Annotated in this window: 17 protein-coding genes; 13 read left to right on the top strand and 4 right to left on the bottom strand. The window is 68.1% G+C overall.

Annotated features, from left to right (window positions below; all coding sequences use genetic code 11):
* Window position 1: 1 nt before the first annotated feature.
* From IPF36_RS31055 to IPF36_RS31095, 9 genes are all read left to right on the top strand, one after another.
* The gene (locus IPF36_RS31055) at window positions 2-1072 is read left to right on the top strand and encodes an AI-2E family transporter (RefSeq protein ID WP_133092252.1); all 1071 of its coding nucleotides are present in this window, start codon (window positions 2-4) and stop codon (window positions 1070-1072) included.
* Window positions 1073-1131: 59 nt separating this feature from the next.
* On the top strand, window positions 1132-1842 hold the full coding sequence (gene hda / locus IPF36_RS31060) for a DnaA regulatory inactivator Hda (RefSeq protein ID WP_133092253.1): 711 nt from the start codon (window positions 1132-1134) through the stop codon (window positions 1840-1842).
* Window positions 1843-1903: 61 nt separating this feature from the next.
* Entirely contained in the window at window positions 1904-2578 is a 675-nt protein-coding gene (locus tag IPF36_RS31065; protein WP_133092254.1) for an HAD family phosphatase, read from the top strand.
* A 1-nt stretch (window position 2579) separates the two neighbouring features.
* Window positions 2580-4109, top strand: coding sequence for a polynucleotide adenylyltransferase PcnB (gene pcnB / locus IPF36_RS31070; protein WP_135705887.1), 1530 nt, complete (start codon window positions 2580-2582; stop codon window positions 4107-4109).
* Complete coding sequence (gene folK / locus IPF36_RS31075; RefSeq protein ID WP_133092256.1) at window positions 4110-4637, top strand: 2-amino-4-hydroxy-6-hydroxymethyldihydropteridine diphosphokinase; 528 nt, start codon at window positions 4110-4112, stop codon at window positions 4635-4637.
* A 28-nt stretch (window positions 4638-4665) separates the two neighbouring features.
* Complete coding sequence (locus IPF36_RS31080) at window positions 4666-5307, top strand: deoxynucleoside kinase (protein ID WP_195431932.1); 642 nt, start codon at window positions 4666-4668, stop codon at window positions 5305-5307.
* Between the two features lie 106 nt (window positions 5308-5413).
* Window positions 5414-6235: a 3-methyl-2-oxobutanoate hydroxymethyltransferase gene (gene panB / locus IPF36_RS31085; protein ID WP_195431933.1), complete on the top strand. Its 822-nt coding sequence runs from the start codon at window positions 5414-5416 to the stop codon at window positions 6233-6235.
* Window positions 6236-6239: 4 nt separating this feature from the next.
* Entirely contained in the window at window positions 6240-6938 is a 699-nt protein-coding gene (locus tag IPF36_RS31090) for an ABC transporter permease (protein WP_133092259.1), read from the top strand.
* Window positions 6935-7633: an energy-coupling factor ABC transporter ATP-binding protein gene (locus IPF36_RS31095; RefSeq protein WP_133092260.1), complete on the top strand. Its 699-nt coding sequence runs from the start codon at window positions 6935-6937 to the stop codon at window positions 7631-7633. The genes IPF36_RS31090 and IPF36_RS31095 overlap by 4 nt, the downstream gene beginning before the upstream one ends.
* Before the next feature lie 3 nt (window positions 7634-7636).
* Here IPF36_RS31095 and IPF36_RS31100 read toward each other — a convergent pair whose 3' ends face one another.
* The 4 genes from IPF36_RS31100 to IPF36_RS31115 form a co-directional block, all read right to left on the bottom strand.
* A complete protein-coding gene (locus IPF36_RS31100; RefSeq protein WP_195431934.1) occupies window positions 7637-9559 on the bottom strand; it encodes a bifunctional anthranilate synthase component I family protein/class IV aminotransferase in 1923 nt (640 codons plus the stop codon).
* A gap of 229 nt (window positions 9560-9788) precedes the next feature.
* Window positions 9789-10934 carry a molecular chaperone DnaJ gene (gene dnaJ / locus IPF36_RS31105; RefSeq protein ID WP_135705891.1) on the bottom strand — a complete coding sequence of 382 codons (1146 nt, stop codon included), beginning with the start codon at window positions 10932-10934 and terminating at the stop codon, window positions 9789-9791.
* Between the two features lie 171 nt (window positions 10935-11105).
* Window positions 11106-13049 (bottom strand): molecular chaperone DnaK, encoded by a 1944-nt coding sequence (dnaK, locus tag IPF36_RS31110; protein ID WP_133092263.1) that lies wholly within the window; start codon window positions 13047-13049, stop codon window positions 11106-11108.
* A 247-nt stretch (window positions 13050-13296) separates the two neighbouring features.
* A complete protein-coding gene (locus IPF36_RS31115; protein ID WP_135705892.1) occupies window positions 13297-13851 on the bottom strand; it encodes a cob(I)yrinic acid a,c-diamide adenosyltransferase in 555 nt (184 codons plus the stop codon).
* Window positions 13852-14133: 282 nt separating this feature from the next.
* On the opposite strand from IPF36_RS31115, the gene IPF36_RS31120 reads away from it, so the two are divergent.
* The 4 genes from IPF36_RS31120 to IPF36_RS31135 all read left to right on the top strand — a co-directional run bounded on the left by IPF36_RS31120 (window position 14134) and on the right by IPF36_RS31135 (window position 18744).
* Window positions 14134-15564: an FAD-binding oxidoreductase gene (locus tag IPF36_RS31120; protein WP_195431937.1), complete on the top strand. Its 1431-nt coding sequence runs from the start codon at window positions 14134-14136 to the stop codon at window positions 15562-15564.
* A 10-nt stretch (window positions 15565-15574) separates the two neighbouring features.
* The gene (locus IPF36_RS31125) at window positions 15575-16465 is read left to right on the top strand and encodes a LysR substrate-binding domain-containing protein (protein ID WP_022536516.1); all 891 of its coding nucleotides are present in this window, start codon (window positions 15575-15577) and stop codon (window positions 16463-16465) included.
* Between the two features lie 21 nt (window positions 16466-16486).
* Window positions 16487-17002 carry a GNAT family N-acetyltransferase gene (locus tag IPF36_RS31130; RefSeq protein WP_135706305.1) on the top strand — a complete coding sequence of 172 codons (516 nt, stop codon included), beginning with the start codon at window positions 16487-16489 and terminating at the stop codon, window positions 17000-17002.
* 218 nt (window positions 17003-17220) lie between these two features.
* Window positions 17221-18744 carry an FAD-linked oxidase C-terminal domain-containing protein gene (locus IPF36_RS31135; protein ID WP_135705893.1) on the top strand — a complete coding sequence of 508 codons (1524 nt, stop codon included), beginning with the start codon at window positions 17221-17223 and terminating at the stop codon, window positions 18742-18744.
* The last annotated feature ends 6 nt before the right edge of the window (window positions 18745-18750 follow it).

An 18750-nucleotide genomic window follows, 5' to 3' on the forward strand; every position in this document is an offset into this window, starting at 1 on the left:
GATGAACGCCCCGCTGCTGAACCACGAGACCAAACGCATCCTGCTCTGGATCGCAGTGGCCGCCGCGCTGTTCGCCGCGATCATCGCGCTGGCGCCGGTGCTGACGCCGTTCCTGTTCGCGTTCATCTTCGCCTATATCCTGAACCCGGGTGTGGACTGGCTGCAACGGCGCCGGGTGCCGCGCGCCATCGGCGTGACGCTGATGATCCTGCTGCTGACGGTGATCTGCGTGATGCTGGTGCTGCTGCTGATCGCGGTGCTCCAGCGCGAGATCCCGCAGGTGCGCGAGCAGTTGCCGATCCTGCTGAAAAAGCTCAATTCCGTGGTGGCGCCGCGGCTGGCGGAGTTCGGCGTGCGCGTGCGCTTTGACTTCCCGGGGCTGCGCAGCATGCTGTCGGACCGCTTCTCGGCCAGCCCGGAAGACCTGCTGGTGGTGTTGCTGAACTACGTCAAGATGTCGGGTTCGGCACTGATCGAGGTGGCGGGCATCATCTTTATCGTGCCCATCGTCATGTTCTACCTGATGATGGACTGGCACATGGTGATGCGCCGCATCGAGGGCGTGGTGCCGCGCCGCTGGGTGCCCAAGGTGCGCGAGCTGACCAACGAGACCGATGCCCTGCTGTCGCAATACCTGCGCGGCCAGATCCTGGTGATGGTGATCCTGGCGGCGATCTACTCGATCGGGCTGACCATTGCCGGCTTCGATATCGGCGTGCCGGTCGGGGTCTTCACCGGGCTGGCGGTCTTTATCCCGTATATCGGCTTCGGTGTCGGGCTGGTCATGGCGATCCTGGCGGCGATGCTGCAGTTCGGCAACTGGTATGGGCTGGGTGCGGTGGCGGTGGTGTACGGCTTCGGCCAGTTCATCGAGAGCTTCTACCTGACGCCGCGCCTGGTGGGCGAGCGCATCGGGCTGCACCCGCTGGTGGTGATCTTCGCGCTGCTTGCCTTCGGCCAGCTGTTCGGCTTCTTTGGCGTGCTGCTGGCGCTGCCGACGTGCGCCGTGCTGCTGGTCGGCGCGCGGCAGCTGCGCCGGGTTTACGTGGCCAGCGACCTGTACCGAAAATAACGGCTGCCACTATCCCGACCCCATCCCCCAGACGCCACCCCGCAAGTTAGCCATACGTCATGTCCCCGCGTCCCAACAAGCAACTGTCGCTCGAACTGGGCAGTCCGCCGCCTTCGACCTTCGAGAATTTCGTGGTGGCGGCCAACCGCGAGCCGGTGCAGCGCCTGCAGGAGCTGCCCGCCGCGGTCGCGCAGGAGCGCGCCACCGACCGGCTGGTCTACCTGTGGGGCGAGGTCGGCTGCGGCCGCACCCACCTGCTGCACGCGGTCTGCGAGGCAGCGCCACAGCATGGCATCCGCTCGCGCTACCTGAGCCCGCACCACCCGTTGTCCGACTTCCTGTTCGACCCGTGGTGCCAGCTCTACACCGTCGACGATGTCGAGCTGCTGGACGAAGCGCGCCAGATCGCGGTGTTTTCGCTGTACAACGAGGTGCGCGCCCACGTGCGCACCGCGCTGGTGGTCGCCGGCGGCCTGGCCCCGCGCGCCATGCCAGTGCGGGAAGACCTGCGCACCCGGCTGGGCTGGGGCCTGGTGTACCAGGTCGCGCCGCTGTCCGACGACGACAAGAAGGCCGCGGTGCTGCAAGCGGCACGCGAGCGCGGCCTGCAGCTGTCGCCCGAGATCACGCACTGGCTGGTCACGCGCCACTACCGCGACATGCCCAGCCTGATGGCGCTGCTCGACGCGCTCGATACCTACTCGCTCGAACGCAAGCGGCCGGTCACGCTGCCGCTGCTGCGCGAGATGTTCGCTGAATTCCGGGACTAGGCGACGGCCCCGCCCCGCCCGCTCCCTTACCCCATCCTGCCTTAAGGTAAAATCGCGCCCCATGAATCTGGCACTCTTTGACCTCGACCACACCCTGATCCCGACCGACAGCGACCACGAATGGGGCCGCTTCCTGGTCCGCCTGGGCATCGTCGACGAGGAAATTTACCGGCAGAAGAACGACGAGTTCTACAACCACTACAAGGCGGGCACGCTGGACATCCAGGCGTTCCTGCGCTTTGCGCTGGGGCCGCTGGCGGCCAACCCGCGCGACAAGCTCGACGCCATGCGCGCGCAGTTCATGCACGAGGTGATCGACCCGGTGATCACGCCGCAGGCGCGCGCGCTGGTCTACAAGCACATCGAGGCCGGCGACCTGTGCGCGGTGGTGACCGCCACCAACAGCTTCGTCACGGCGCCGATCGCCGCCGCCTTCGGCATCAAGCACCTGATCGCGACCGAGCCCGCCACCGTCGACGGCAAGCCGGAAAGCCAGTTCACCGGCGATGTCTTCGGCGTGCCGAGTTTCCGCGAAGGCAAGATCACCCGCGTCGAAGCCTGGCTCAAGGCCCAGGGCGCGACCTGGGACAACTTCGAGACCACCACCTTCTACAGCGACTCGGCCAACGACCTGCCCCTGCTGGAAAAAGTCTCCGAGCCGATCGCCACCAATCCGGACGATCGCCTGCGCCACCACGCCGCCGCGGCCGGCTGGCGCATCATGGATCTGTTCTGACGTGATCAAGAAGCTCATTACCAGGCTGCTGGGCAAGCCCGGCCCCAAGCAGCGCCGCACCGGCCGCGCCCATACGCCGCGCATCGTCAACGTGGACGAGCACCAGATCGACCCCACGCTGTTGTCGCGCAATGCCGTCAAGGTCACTTCGACGCTGCAGCAGGCCGGCTACCAGGCCTATATCGTCGGCGGCGCCGTGCGCGACCTGCTGCTCGGCATCAAGCCCAAGGATTTCGACGTCGCCACCAATGCCACGCCCGAGCAGGTGCAGTCGCTGTTCCGCCGCTCGCGCATCATCGGCCGCCGCTTCCAGATCGTGCACGTGACCTTCTACGGCGGGCGCGAGCAGGAAATCATCGAGGTCTCGACCTTCCGTGCGCTGGTCGACGCCATCGCCAGCGAGACCCTGCCCGAAGGCCGCCGCCTGAAGCGCGCCGAGCTCGACAGCAAGACCCATGCGATCGACGCCTCGGGCCGCGTGCTGCGCGACAACGTGTGGGGCTCGCAGGCCGAAGACGCGGAACGCCGCGACTTCACCATCAACGCGATGTACTACGACCCGGCCGCGCAGACCGTGCATGACTACCATCACGGCATGGAAGACATCCGCGCCCGCACGCTGCGCATGATCGGCGACCCGGCCACGCGCTACCGCGAAGACCCGGTGCGGATGCTGCGCGTGGTGCGCTTTGCTGCCAAGACCGGCTTCGATATCGACGAGGCCACGCGCCATCCGGTCGCCAGCCTGGCCGAGCTGATCCACAACGTGCCCAGCGCACGCGTGTTCGACGAGATGCTCAAGCTGCTGATGTCCGGCCACGCCTGGGCCTCGCTGCAGGAGCTGCGCAAGGCGGGCCTGCACAAGGGCCTGCTGCCGCTGCTGGACGTGGCGCTGGAGCAGCCCATGGGCCAGCGCTTCGTGCAGCTGGCGCTGGATAACACCGACCGCCGCGTGCAGGCCGGCAAGCCGGTGTCGCCGGGCTTCCTGTTTGCCGCGCTGCTGTGGCACCACGTGCTGCAGCGCTGGAACCAGTTGCGCGACGAAGGCGAGCACGCCATCGCCGCGCTCAACAGCGCCATGGATTCGGTGCTCGAAAAGCAGACCGGCCAGCTGGCGATCCAGCGCCGTTTCGTCACCGACATGCGCGATATCTGGGGCATGCAGCCGCGCTTCGAGAAGCGCGTCGGCCGCATGCCGTTCCGCCTGCTGGAGTCGCCGCGCTTCCGTGCCGGCTACGATTTCCTGCAGCTGCGCTGCCAGTCCGGCGAGCTGCCGGAAGAGCTGGCCGCCTGGTGGCAGGACTTCCAGAACGCCGAGCCACATGAGCGCGAAGACCTGATCGACGCCGTGCGCGGCGCGCGGGGCCAGGGTGGCGGCCAGGGCGGAGCCCAGGGTGCGGAAGGCGAAGGCCCGGCGCGCAAGAAGCGCCGCCGACGCAGTCCGCGGAAATCGGATAAAGTTTCTTCCCGGAGCGACTCGGACGCGGGCCAGGCAGCACATGCCGGCCCCGGCCAGCCGGAGGAAACGTAAATGACTCTCGCCTTCATCGGCATCGGCGCAAATCTGGGCGATGCCCGCCAGGCCATCAAGGACGCCATCGTGTGCCTGGCCCAGCAGGTCGGCATCACGGTGCTGGCGCGTTCCTCGCTCTATCGCACCGCGCCAGTCGATGCCGGCGGCGACGACTACTACAACGCGGTGGTCAAGGTGCAGACCTCGTTCACCGCGTCGCAGCTCCTGCGCATCTGCCACCACATCGAGGACCAGTTCGGGCGCGAGCGCCCGTTCCGCAACGCGCCGCGCACGCTCGACCTGGATCTCCTTGTGTTCGGCAACGAACAATACGACGACGAGCACCTGACCGTGCCGCATCCGCGCGTGACCGAGCGCGCCTTCACGCTGGTGCCGCTGGTGGAGCTGGACGCCGAACTGTCGATCCCCGGGCGCGGCCGCGCCGCCGACTTCCTGGCCGGCGTGACGTCCCAGCGCATCGAGAAAGTCTCCACCTGCAAGTGCCTGCGCCTGCAGGCCGAAGGCAGGGCCGGCAGCAACGGCTGAGGCTCCCGGGTCATCCGCGCAAAGCGCCATGCTCGACCACCTGCGCCGCATCGTCGTCGAAGGCCCCGTCGGATCGGGCAAGACCTCGCTGGCCCAGCGCCTGGCGCACACGCTGCAGGCGCACGAGCTGCCTGACTGCGCGCGCCGCAGCCCCTTCCTGGAACCGTTCTACCGCGATCCCGCGCGCCACGCGCTGGCAATGCAGCTGTGGTGCCTGACGCAGCGCGCCGCGCAGCTGCAGCAATGGCAGGCCGCGCTGCTGGCCGGCCAGCGCATGGTCAGCAATTTCCTGATGGCCAGGGACCGCCTGCACGCGGCCCTGACGCTGGCGCCTGACGAACTGGCGCTGTACGACGCCATTGCCGCGCGTTTCAGCCTGCCGCCGCAGCGGGTCGACCTGGTCATCGTGCTGCAGGCCACGCCGTCGCTGCTGCGCGAGCGCATCGTGCGCCGCGGCGAGCCGGGCGAGGCCGGCATCGACGAACACTATCTGCAGCGGCTGGCCGACGCCTACGGCGAACTGTTCCACCGCTACGACGAGGCCCCGGTACTGGTCGTCGATACCGCCCACTTCAATCCGGTGGACAACGATGACGATTTCCGTACACTACTGTCGCGCATTGAAATCATGCGCGGCCGCAAGGCCTTTCTCAATCTCGCTGCGCCCTGACAGGCCCCGCCTGCCAGCCACAACACAATAACGACGGCAGCCGTTGCCCTGCGTGGTATCGCGGGTGGTTTAGCGGCACAACCCGCCGTCACCTTCGGGCACTGCCATGAGTTACCTCCTCGACCCCTCCCGCAAGACCATCACGATCCCCAAATTGCAGGCGATGCGCGACGCCGGCGAGAAAATCGCCATGCTGACCGCGTACGACTCCAGCTTCGCGGCGCTGCTCGACTACTGCGGCGTCGAGATGATCCTGGTCGGCGATTCGCTGGGCAACGTGATGCAGGGCCAGCAGACCACGCTGCCGGTGACGCTGGAACACATGGCCTACCACACCGAATGCGTGGTGCGCGGCAACCAGACCGCCATGCTGGTGACCGACCTGCCATTCGGCACCTACCCAACGCCGGAAACCGCGTTTGCCAGCGCCGTCACGCTGATGAAGGCCGGCGCGCAGATGGTCAAGCTCGAAGGCGGCGACTGGCTCGCGCCTATCGTCAAATTCCTGGTCGAGCGCAGCATCCCGGTGTGCGCGCATATTGGCCTGACGCCGCAGTCGGTGCATGCGCTGGGCGGCTTCAAGGTGCAGGGCAAGACCGACGCGGGCGCCGCGCAGCTCAAGCGCGACGCGCTGGCGCTGCAGGAAGCGGGCGCGCAGGTGGTGCTGATGGAAGCGGTGCCGGCCAAGCTCGCCGGCGAGATCACGCAGCTGCTGAAGGTGCCGACCATCGGCATCGGCGCCGGCGCCGACTGCACCGGCCAGGTGCTGGTGCTGCAGGACATGATCAACGTCTACCCCGGCCGCAAGGCAAAGTTCGTGCGCAACTTCATGGAAGGCCAGACCTCGATCGAAGGCGCCGTGCGTGCCTACGTGGCCGCGGTCAAGGACGGCAGCTTCCCCGCTCCCGAGCACACCTTCTCCGCCTGACCCGGTGGAGATCGCTGCCGCCACCGCCGCCGCATTCCGCCTGCTCGGCAGCGGCGACGCGGGGCTGTGGTTCATCGTCTGGACCTCGCTGGCCATCGCGGTGCTGGGACTGGCGCTCGCCACCGTGCCCGCCATCGCCGCCGCCTGGCTGATCGCCACGCGGCAGTTCCCGGGGCGGCGCGCGGTGGTGGTGGTGGTGCAGGCTTTTCTCTCGTTTCCGACCGTGCTGGTCGGGCTGATCCTTTATCTCTTGCTGACGCGCCAGGGGCCGCTGGGCAGCCTGCACCTGCTGTTCACGCCGTCGGGCATGGTGCTGGGGCAGGCGGTGATCGGCTTCCCGGTGGTGCTGGCGTTTGCGCTGTCGACGCTGCAGGGTGCCGATGTACGCCTGCGCGAAACCGCGTGGGTGCTGGGCGCCGGGCGCTGGCGCACCTTCTTTACCGTGCTGCGCGAGCTGCGCTTCGGGCTGATGGCGGCGGTGGTGGCGGGCTTCGGGCGCGTGATCGCCGAGGTCGGTTCGGCGCTGATGATCGGCGGCAATATCGAAGGCTCGACCCGCACCATCACCACCGCGATCGCGCTGGAAACCAGCAAGGGCGAATTCGCGCAGGGCATCGCGCTGGGCATCGTGCTGGTGGCGCTGGCGCTGCTGGTCAATATCGGCATGGCGTGGCTGCAGGGCGCAGGAGGGTTCCGGCGATGACAGCGGCATCCCAACCACCGGCCTCCCCGTTGCTGACCGTGCGCGGGCTGGCCCGCACCATCGGCCTGCGCCGCCTGTTTGCCATCGACACGCTGTTGATCCCGCGCGCCACCGCGATCGTGCTGACCGGCATGAATGGCGCCGGCAAGACCACGCTGCTGCGCATGCTGGCCGGGCTGGAACGCGCGCCCGGCGCCACCGTGCAATGGACCGATGCCAACGGCCAGACCCATGGCGCGCCGCTCGATCCGCTGCCGCTGGCGGTGCGCCAGCGCATTGCCTATCTGCACCAGCACCCCTACCTGTTCCGCACTTCGGTGCGCGCGAACATCGCCTACGGCCTGCATGCGCGCCGCCTGCCGCACGACGAGATCGCGCGGCGCGTGGGCGAGGCGCTGGGCTGGGCCGGCGTGTCGCACCTGCAGGATACCGCGCCCGAATACCTGTCGGGCGGCGAGATCCAGCGTGTGGCGCTGGCGCGCGCCAAGGTGCTGGAGCCGGAGCTGTTGTTGCTCGACGAACCGACCTCGAGTCTCGACGGCCATGCACGCGAACAGGTGATTGCGTTGGTGCGCGACCTCGCCACCGAAGGCCGCACCGTGATCATGGTGTGCCACGACCGCGAGCTGATCAACCTGCCGGGCGTGGTGCGCTGGAAGCTGGGCGACGGCGTGCTGGACACGCATCACCCGTAGCGCCTAGATGAGCGTTGCCGGCATTGCGCCGCGCAGTGCACTGACTACCACGACGGCGTCGGCACGCGCCAGCATGGCACGAGTGATGACGCCCTCCTCTACCGTTTCACCGGGCGCGCCAAGTGCCGCGCCGCCTTGCTCCAGCACGACCGCGCGCATCACCCCGGGCAGGATGTCGGCCGACAGCGGCGGCGTCAGCCAGCGGCCATCGATGCGGACGAAAACCGAACTGCGCCCGCCTTCCAGCAACTCGCCACGGGTATTGAAGAACAGGCGGTCGAAGCCGCCGGCGCGCTCCGCGGCTTGCCAGCCGGCGTCGTAGACGGCGCGGGCGCTGGTCTTGTGGCGGCGCAACGGATCGACGTCGGGCAATGTTTCGGGCGCCAGGTCGACCGAGACGGGCACCGGCAACGGCACAACCGCGCCGCTGGAGATGGACAGCGTGCCCGCCTTGTCCAGCGCCATGCGCAGGCGCCAGGTACCGGCGCCAAGTTGCCCGGCCTGCGTCACCGCCGCTGCCCGTGCAGCGTCGGCATCGAAGGCAAACCCGAACGCACGCGCCGAATTTCCGAGGCGCGTAAGGTGGCGGTCCGCGTGCAGGCATTCACCGTCCTGCACACGCATGGTCTCGAACAGCGTGAAGCCGGGATCGAGCCGCGTCAGGAAGCGCGCCTTCCAGCCGCATTCCGCGAATTCCTCGGCGGCCACGCTGTCGTGGACGATGCCGCCGCCGACGCCCATCTCGCCGGAACGCAGCCCGCTGGCCGCTGGCGGCGCCAGCACCAGGGTGCGGATTGCCACGGACAGCGCAAACGGGCCCATGGCGGCACCGGCTTGCGGGGCATCGATCCAGCCGATCGCGCCGGTGTAGAGGCCGCGCGGCGTGCCTTCCAGCGCGGCGATGATCTCCATGGTGCGGCGCTTGGGCGCGCCGGTGATCGAGCCACATGGGAACAGCGCCGCCATCAGCGCGCCGAAGCCGGTCCCTGGACGCGCCGTGGCGGTGACCGTCGAGGTCATCTGCAGTACCGCGCCGAACGGCTGCACGGCAAAGCGCTCGGGCACCGCCACGCTGCCCGGCTGCGCGATCCGGCCCAGGTCGTTGCGCAGCAGGTCGACGATCATCACGTTCTCGGCGCGGTTCTTGGCATCGGCGGCGAGCGCGGCCGCGGCCTGCGCGTCGCGCTGCGCATCGCCCGAACGCGGCGCGGTGCCCTTCATCGGGCGCGTCAGCAGGTGGCCGCCGCCGTCGTGGCGCACGAACAGCTCCGGCGACAGCGACAGCACCCAGGCGTCGCCCGGCAGCCGTGCCAGCGTGCCGTAGGGCACCGGCTGCGCGGCGCGCAGCGCGGCGTACAGCGCCAGCGGATCGCCGAAGGCATGGAAGCGCAGGCGCTGGGTGTAGTTGACCTGGTAGGTGTCGCCGGCCTCGATCCACTGGTGGATGCGGGCGATGGCGTCGTCGAAGGCTTCGCGCGGAGTATCGGAGGCGACGTCCATCAGGCCGGCAGGCGCAGGCGTGGCGTTACCCTGGAGCCATTCAGTCACGGCCGCGCCGTCGAGGTGGCGCAGCTCGCGGAACCAGAGCAGGCGCAGCGCACCGTCATGGCACGGCATCGTCCCGCCGGTGTGGACCGGGGCGTCGACCAGCGCGCCGCCGAACTCGTAAGGGGCGAACAGCGTGGCGTGCCAGCCTTGTCGCCAACCTTCGGCGAGCATCGCGTCGAGCCGGGCGGTATCGCTGCCAGCGGGCAGTACGTCTTCGTGGAGGAAGCTGGTGTAGAGACGCGATGCGGCCTGTGGCACCGGGGCAGTGGCGTCATCGAGAAGGACGAAGACCTCTCCTTGGGCTGAGGGCGTGCTCCCCTCTCCCGCTTGCGGGAGAGGGGCCAGGGGTAAGAGCGGGGGCTGGATGCTGGCTACCACGGGAAATCGTCAGGGAAAACTGGACTGCCGGCACGGCCGGCATGAAGTACCAGGATGCATTATCGCGCGCGACGGGGTGGTGGGCGATGGAGGCGCCTGCCCTCTCCCCCGGCCCCTCTCCCGCAGGCGGGAGAGGGGAGAAAACCGGCGGCTTTTTGAGGGACAGCGCCGCACCAAAAACAAAACCGGCCACGCTCTCACGTGGCCGGTCTCATACCGCCAGGCCGGATCAGCTGAAGAAACTCTTCACCTTATCCAGCCATGATTGCTCCTGCGGGCTATGCCGCGAACCGCCCTCGTGCACCGAGCGGTCAAACTGGCGCAGCAGTTCCTTCTGCGACTCGGTCAGCTTGACCGGCGTCTCCACGTTCACATGCACGTAGAGATCGCCCGGATAGCCCGAGCGCACGCCCTTGATGCCCTTGCCGCGCAGGCGGAAGGTCTTGCCCGATTGCGTCGCCTCGGGCACCGGGAAGGTGGCCTTGCCGTTCAGCGTCGGCACTTCCAGGTCGCCGCCCAGCGCCGCGGTGGCAAAGGAGATCGGCATCTGGCAATGCAGGTCGTCGCCGTCGCGCTCGAACACCGCGTGCTGCTTGATGTGGACTTCCACGTACAGGTCGCCCGGCGGCCCGCCGTTGATGCCCGGCTCGCCGTTGCCCGACGAGCGGATGCGCATGCCTTCGTCGATGCCCGCCGGGATCTTCACTTCCAGCGTCTTCTGCGACTTCAGCTTGCCCTGGCCGTGGCACTTGGTGCACGGCTTGGGAATGAATTTGCCGCTGCCGTGGCACTTCGGGCAGGTCTGCTGCATGGTGAAGAAGCCCTGCGACACGCGCACCTGGCCGGCGCCGTGGCAGGTCGGGCAGGTCTCGACGCTGGAGCCCGGCTCCGCGCCCTTGCCGTGGCAGTGGTCGCAGTCGTCCCAGTGCGGCACGCGGATCTGCGCCTCGTGGCCGTGCGCGGCCTGCTCCAGGCTGATCTCCATGCTGTAGCGCAGGTCGGCGCCGCGATAGGCCTGCGGGCCGCCGCCGCCGCGGCGACCACCCTGCTGCTGGCCGAAGATATCGCCGAAGATGTCGCCGAAGGCTTCGGCGAAACCGCCGTAGCCCTGCGCGCCGCCGAAGCCGCCGGCCATGTTGGGGTCGACGCCGGCGTGGCCGTACTGGTCATAGGCCGCTTTCTTCTCCGAGTCGGAAAGCATCTCGTAGGCCTCTTTGACCTCCTTGAATTTTTCCTCGGCGACCTTGCCGTCCTTGCCCTCCGGATTGCGGTCCGGGTGGTACTTCATCGCGAGCTTGCGATAAGCCTTCTTGATTTCGTCGTCGCTCGCGTTCTTGCCTACCCCGAGCACTTCGTAATAGTCACGTTTTGCCATGGTGGCTCAAACCTTTTTGGCCGGCACGCGCATGCGGCGCTCCACCGGCGAATAGCAAAAAAGCCGAGCGAGGCATCCGACGGCGGTTTCCCGCTGGGTCCGATGGCCGCGCCCGGCGTCGGGGCGGGAGCGGTGCCGGCCAGTGCCTGCACCGCCGCCCGCGTGTCCCGATTACTTCTTGTCGTTGACTTCCTTGAATTCGGCGTCCACAACGTTGTCGTCCTGCGGCTGGGCCTGCTGCTGCGCGCCGGCACCTGCCGCACCCGCTGCGCCCTGCTCGCCGGCCTTGGCCTGCATGTCGGCGTAGACCTTCTCGCCCAGCTTCTGGCTGACTTCCGACAGCGCGTTGACCTTGGCATCGATCTCGGCCTTGTCGCCGCCGCGGGCGGCGTCTTCCAGTTCCTTGATCGCGGCTTCGATCTTTTCCTTCTCGCCGGCTTCCAGCTTGTCGCCGTATTCGGTGACGGCCTTCCTGGTCGAGTGGATCAGCGCGTCGGCCTGGTTGCGGGCATCAGCCAGCTCGCGGGCCTTCTTGTCTTCCTCGGCGTTGGCCTCGGCGTCCTTGACCATGCGCTGGATCTCGTCTTCCGACAGGCCCGAGTTCGCCTTGATGGTGATCCGGTTTTCCTTGCCGGTGGCCTTGTCCTTGGCGCCCACGTGCAGAATGCCGTTGGCGTCGATGTCGAACGAGACTTCGATCTGCGGCGTGCCGCGCGCTGCGGGCGGAATGCCTTCCAGGTTGAACTCGCCCAGCAGCTTGTTGCCCGAGGCCATTTCACGCTCGCCCTGGAACACCTTGATGGTCACGGCCGGCTGGTTGTCGTCGGCGGTCGAGAACACCTGCGCATGCTTGGTCGGGATGGTGGTGTTCTTGGTGATCATCTTGGTCATCACGCCACCCAGGGTCTCGATCCCCAGCGACAGCGGCGTCACGTCCAGCAGCAGCACGTCCTTGCGGTCGCCCGACAGCACCGAGCCCTGGATCGCGGCACCGACGGCCACGGCTTCATCCGGGTTCACGTCCTTGCGCGCTTCCTTGCCGAAGAACTCCTTGACCTGCTCCTGCACCTTGGGCATGCGGGTCATGCCGCCGACCAGGATCACGTCGTCGATGTCGCTGACCTTGACGCCGGCGTCCTTGATCGCGGTGCGGCACGGCTCGATGGTGCGGGTGATCAGCTCTTCGACCAGCGACTCCAGCTTGGCGCGGGTGATCTTCAGGTTCAGGTGCTTCGGACCCGAGGCATCGGCCGTGATGTACGGCAGGTTGATCTCGGTCTGCTGCGAGCTCGACAGTTCGATCTTGGCCTTTTCCGCGGCTTCCTTCAGCCGCTGCAGCGCGAGCACGTCCTTGGACAGGTCGACGCCCTGGTCCTTCTTGAACTCGGCGATGATGTAGTCGATGATGCGCTGGTCGAAGTCTTCGCCGCCCAGGAAGGTGTCGCCGTTGGTCGACAGCACTTCGAACTGCTTCTCGCCGTCAACGTCCGCGATCTCGATGATCGAGATGTCGAAGGTACCGCCGCCGAGGTCATACACGGCGATCTTGCGGTCGCCCTTCTCGTTCTTGTCCAGGCCGAAAGCCAGTGCGGCCGCGGTCGGCTCGTTGATGATGCGCTTGACGTCCAGGCCGGCGATGCGGCCGGCGTCCTTGGTCGCCTGGCGCTGCGAGTCGTTGAAGTACGCCGGCACCGTGATCACGGCTTCGGTCACCGGCTCGCCGAGGTAGTCCTCGGCCGTCTTCTTCATCTTGCGCAGGACTTCGGCCGACACCTGCGGCGGCGCCAGCTTCTGGTCGCGCACCGACACCCATGCGTCGCCGTTGTCGGCCTTGACGATGGAGTACGGCATCAGGCCGATGTCCTTCTGGACTTCCTTCTCTTCGAACTTGCGGCCGATCAGGCGCTTGACCGCGTACAGCGTGTTACGCGGGTTGGTCACGGCCTGCCGCTTGGCGGGCGCGCCGACCAGGATCTCGCCGTCTTCCATGTAGGCGATGATCGACGGGGTGGTGCGAGCACCTTCCGAGTTTTCGATGACCTTGGGGGTATTGCCCTCCATGATCGCCACACAGCTATTGGTGGTACCGAGGTCGATACCGATGATCTTACCCATTATTCTCTCCTCTTGAGCCATCGCCATCCGCGCGGCTGCAATTCAACCTGAGGCCGAAATGTGGCCGCCCGGGGTCTTTTCAAGGGCAGAAACGGCAAATCCGAGTAAATTTCTCGGATTTTGCGTTTCCTCAACGGCATTTGCGGCCGGGGCTTGAGCCCAAGCCCTCGGCCGGCGACAAAAAAATGCCGCCGACTTAACTTGCCGCCTGGCTTCCTGCCTGGCTTGCTGCGTAACTGGCCGCGACTCAGCCTCCCTGCCGGTCGCGCTGCCACAGCACGTCGGAGCCGCCGCCGGCCCGGTTCAGCACCCGCGCCAGCACGAACATCAGGTCAGACAGCCGGTTCAGGTATTGGCGCGGCGCCTCGTTCAGCGGCTCGGCCGCGCCCAGCGCCACCAGCGCGCGCTCGGCGCGCCGGCACACGGTGCGGCACACGTGGGCCTGGGCCGCGGCGCGGCTGCCGCCGGGCAGGATGAATTCGGCCAGCCGCGGCAGGTTGGCGTTGTAGTCCGCCAGCCAGGTGTCGAGCTGCGCCACCTGCTCGGGCTTGAGCAGGGTGTAGCCGGGGATGGAAAGCTCGCCGCCCAGGTCGAACAGGTCATGCTGGATATGCAGCAGCGCGGCGCGCACGTCGTCGGGAAGCGTCTCGGTCAGCAGCACGCCGACGTGGCAGTTCAGTTCGTCGACGTCGCCGATGGCGGCGATGCGCAGGCTGTCCTTGCCGGTGCGGGTGCCGTCGCCCAGGCCGGTGGTGCCGGCATCGCCGGTGCGGGTGGCAATCTTGGACAGGCGGTTGCCCATGCCGGTCTCCTCTTGGCTGGTAAGCGTGTGGGGGGAAATGGGGCATTATCGCGCCGGAGCGCAGGGATGCGCCATGCGCGCGAGGGGCTGCCCCCGCTTCCGCCCGCTTGTGCGGCTATCGGCCAGCTCGGCGCCGGCCAAGGGTGCATGAGCCGCCGCGCGGCGTAGAATGCCGTTATTCGTCCATTCGCCAACCGGGTCGCGCCCCGCCTGCCTTTCCGGACCACAAAACCGGAACGCCACCGCCGGCAACCTCGCCGCGCCGACCCGCCGGAGACCCGCATGAACCACCCCACGCCGCCCGCCGCGCTCGAACGCCGCCCCCTGCCGCCCGCCTTCAGCGACGCCCTCGCGGCGCGCTTCGGCGAGCGCTTCACCACCTCGGCCGGCGTGCGCGAGCACCATGGGCGCGATGAATCGCCGTTCCCGCCGGCCGCGCCGGATGCGGTCGTGTTCGCCCACAGCACCGACGAAGTCGCCGAGGTGGCGCGCCTGTGCAACCACCACGGCGTGCCGCTCATTCCCTACGGCGCCGGCTCGTCGCTGGAAGGGCACCTGCTGGCCGTCGCCGGCGGCGTCAGCCTCGACCTGTCGCAGATGAACCGCGTGCTGGCGGTGCAGCCCGAGGACCTGACCGTGACCGTGCAGCCCGGTGTCACGCGCAAGCAGCTGAACCAGGAAATCAAGGACACCGGCCTGTTCTTCCCGATCGACCCGGGCGCGGACGCGTCGCTGGGCGGCATGTGCGCGACGCGCGCCTCCGGGACCAACGCGGTGCGCTACGGCACCATGCGCGAGAACGTGCTGGCGCTGACCGTGGTAACCGCCGATGGCCGCGTGATCCGCACCGGCACGCACGCGCGCAAGTCGTCGGCCGGCTATGACCTGACCCGCCTCTTCATCGGCAGCGAAGGCACGCTCGGCATCATCACGGAGGTCACGGTGCGGCTCTACCCGCAGCCGGAGGCGATCTCGGCCGCGGTGTGCGCCTTCCCCAGCATGGGCAGCGCGGTGCAGGCCGTGATCCAGACCATTCAGCTTGGCGTGCCGGTGGCGCGTGTTGAATTCGTCGATGCGCTGGCGATCCGCGCCATCAACCGCCACGACAACCTGACGCTGCCGGAGACGCCGCACCTGTTCTTCGAATTCCACGGCACCGAGGCCGGCGTGCGCGAGCAGGCCGAGACCGTGCAGCAGATCACCGCCGAGCACGGCGGCCAGGGCTTCGAGTGGGCCACGCGCCCCGAGGACCGCAGCCGGCTGTGGAACGCGCGCCATACCGCGTACTTTGCGATGCTGCAGCTCAAGCCCGGCTGCAAGTCGGTCACCACCGACGTGTGCGTGCCGATCTCGCGCCTGGCCGAGTGCGTGACCGAAACCGAAAAGGACCTCAACGCCTCCGCCCTGCCCTGCCCGATCGTCGGCCACGTCGGCGACGGCAATTTCCACGTGGCGATCCTGGTCGACCCGGACAAGCCGGAGGAAATGGCCGAGGCCGAGGCCATCAACCAGCGCATCGTCGAACGCGCGCTGGCGATGGGCGGCACCTGCACCGGCGAGCACGGCGTGGGGCTGCACAAGCAGCGCTTCCTGGTGAAGGAGCACGGCGAGGATGCGCTCGACCTGATGCGCGTGATCAAGGACGCGCTCGATCCCAACCATATCCTCAACCCGGGCAAGATCTTCAGTGCCACGCGCGGCGGCGCGCACTGAACCGGCCGGCATGGCTTCCATGTTCAACCGCGTCCCGCCGCTGCACCTGCTGATCGCCTTCGAGGCCGCCGCGCGCCTGGGCAGCTTCGCGCGCGCGGCCGAGGAGCTGTCGGTCACGCCCAGCGCCGTATCGCACCGCATCAAGAACCTCGAGGAGCTGTGGGGCGAAGACCTGTTCGTGCGCGCCAACGCCGCGCTGCGGCTGACCGCGGCCGGCACGCGCTACCTGCGTAACGTGCAGGACGCGCTCAAGTCGCTGAACGAGCTGGCGCGGCCCGAGTACAACAAGCTGCGCACGCGGCTGCGCGTGGCGATCCCGCCGACGTTCGGGCGCCAGCACCTGGTGCCGCGGCTGCCCGAGTTCGGCGCGCTGTACCCGCATATCGACCTGGAACTGCACCTGGCGATCCCGTTCCTCGACGTCAAGGCCGAGGACACCGACGTCGAGATCCGCTACGGCACCGGCCGCTACCCCGACCTGAAGACCACGAAATTGCTGGTCGAACCGGTGTTCCCGGCATGCGGGCGCGAATACTACGAGCGCGTCAACGGCCGCGCCATCACCAAACCCGAGCACCTTCATGGCCTGGTGCTTTTGCGCAGCCCGCTGGAGCCGTGGAAGCCGTGGTTCGAGACCGCCGGACTGGACTGGCCCGAGCCGCAGACCGGGCCGCAGTTCAACGACATCGGCCTGATGCTGGAAGCGATCGCATCCAACCAGGGCGTGGCGCTGGTGCGCCAGCGCATGGCGCGGCACTGGCTGTCGCTGGGGCAGATGGTGCGGCTGCTCGATATCGAGTCGGTATCGCCGCACGGCTATTACATCGTCGAGCGCGAGCAGGCGCCGCTGAAGCCCGAGGCACGCTATTTCGTCGACTGGCTGCTAAGCCTGGACTGGTAGGAGACCGCACGTATGCAGAACCTGGAGATCCGGCTGCTGACCCCCGCCGATGCCGAAGCCTTCCATGCGCTGCGCCTGCAGGGCCTGGCCGAGGCGCCGGAAGCCTTTGCCGCCAGCCTGGAAGAAGAACGGGACCTGTCGCCGGAAGTGGTGGCGCAGCGCCTCGCGCCGAGCGCCGACAAGGCCGTATACGGCGCCTTCGACGGCACCGCACTGGCCGGCGTGGTCGGCATCATGCGCGAGCCGCGCCGCAAGCACTGGCACAAGGCATCGATCTTCGGTATGTATGTGGCGCCGGGCTGGCGCGACAGGAAGCTCGGGCGCGCGCTGATGGAGCGCGTGCTGGAGCAGGCCGCCGCCATGGAAGGCGTGCGCCAGGTGATCCTGTGCGTCAATGCCGGCAGCGCCGGTGCGGTGCGGCTGTACGAATCGCTTGGCTTCGAGCGTTTCGGCCTGGAGCCCGACGCGCTGTATGTCGCGCCGCACTTCTACGACAAGCTCGACATGGTGCTGCGGCTGCCGGCCCCGGCACGCTGAGGCGGGGGCGCCGCATTTCCTGCACTCGCCGGCCGGTGCTACGCTGAAACCGGGGCCGGTGCCTGCCTGGCCATGATGAGCATTTTTGATCGGCTTGCCATGCGGAATTCACGTGCCTGGTGGTGCCCGCGGCATGAGGGCTGCGCTATAGTCAGCCGTCCCGTCAGCCGTCCCCACGGCGGGCCGCCCGCCGGCCCGACCAGAGTCCAGGAGTCGCCATGAATGCCCCGCACGAAGCCCGCACCCTCGCCACCGAAGGCACCGCAGGCGCGCAGGCCACCGCCGAAGGCCGCCGTAATGCGCTGCTAGCCGGCCTGGCGCAGATCCTGCCGGACGCCGCGCTGCTGTCCAGGCCGGAGGACACCGTGCCCTACGAGTGCGACGGCCTCGCCGCGTACCGCCAGGTGCCGATGGCCGTGGCCCTGCCCGACACCGAGGAACAGGTCTGCGCAATCCTCCGCCTGTGCCACAAGCTGGGCGTGCCGGTGGTGCCGCGCGGCGCCGGCACCAGCCTGTCCGGCGGCGCCATGCCGATCGCCGAGGGCCTGGTGCTGTCGCTGGCCAAGTTCAAGCGCATCCTGTCGGTCGACCCGTATTCGCGCACCGCGGTGGTCCAGCCCGGCGTGCGCAACCTGGCCATCTCCGATGCCGCCGCGCCCCACAACCTCTACTACGCGCCCGATCCCTCCTCGCAGATCGCCTGCACCATAGGCGGCAACGTCAGCGAGAACTCCGGCGGCGTGCATTGCCTGAAGTACGGCCTGACCGTGCACAACGTGCTGCGCGTGCGCGCCGTGACCATGGAAGGCGAGGTGGTGGTGTTCGGTTCGGATGCGCCCGATTCGCCCGGCCTGGACCTGCTGGCCGCGGTGATCGGCTCCGAAGGCATGCTAGCCGTGGTCACCGAGGTGACCGTGCGCCTGATCCCCAAGCCGCAGCTGGCGCAAGTCATCATGGCGTGCTTCGACGACGTCGAGAAAGGCGGCAATGCGGTGGCCGACGTGATCGCCGCCGGCATCATCCCGGCCGGGCTGGAGATGATGGACAAGCCCGCCACCGCCGCGGTGGAAGAGTTCGTGCACGCGGGCTATGACCTCGATGCCGCCGCCATCCTGCTGTGCGAATCCGATGGCACGCCCGAGGAAGTGGCGGAAGAGATCGAGCGCATGAGCGCGGTGCTGAAGGCGTCGGGCTGCACCCGCATCGTGGTCTCGCAGAACGAAGCCGAGCGCCTGCGCTTCTGGAGCGGGCGCAAGAATGCCTTCCCCGCCGCGGGCCGCATTTCGCCGGACTATTACTGCATGGACGGCACCATCCCGCGCAAGCACATCGGCACGCTGCTGCGCCGCATCGAAGAGATGGAGCGCAAGTACGGCCTGCGCTGCATCAACGTGTTCCATGCCGGCGACGGCAACATGCACCCGCTGATCCTGTTCGATGGCTCGGACCAGGACGAATGGCACCGTGCCGAGCTGTTCGGCGCCGACATCCTGGAAGCGTGCGTCGAGCTCGGCGGCACCGTCACCGGCGAGCATGGCGTGGGCGTGGAGAAGCTCAACTCGATGTGCGTGCAGTTCTCGCCCAGCGAGCGCGAGGCGTTCTTCGGCGTCAAGGCAGCCTTCGACCCGGCCCGCCTGCTGAACCCCGACAAGGCCATCCCCACGCTGGCGCGCTGCGCGGAATACGGCAAGATGCACGTCAGGAAGGGACTGCTGCCGCATCCGGACCTGCCGCGCTTCTGAAGCCCG

The organism is Cupriavidus sp. IK-TO18 (genome assembly GCF_015549295.1).
Lineage (GTDB): Bacteria > Pseudomonadota > Gammaproteobacteria > Burkholderiales > Burkholderiaceae > Cupriavidus > Cupriavidus oxalaticus_A.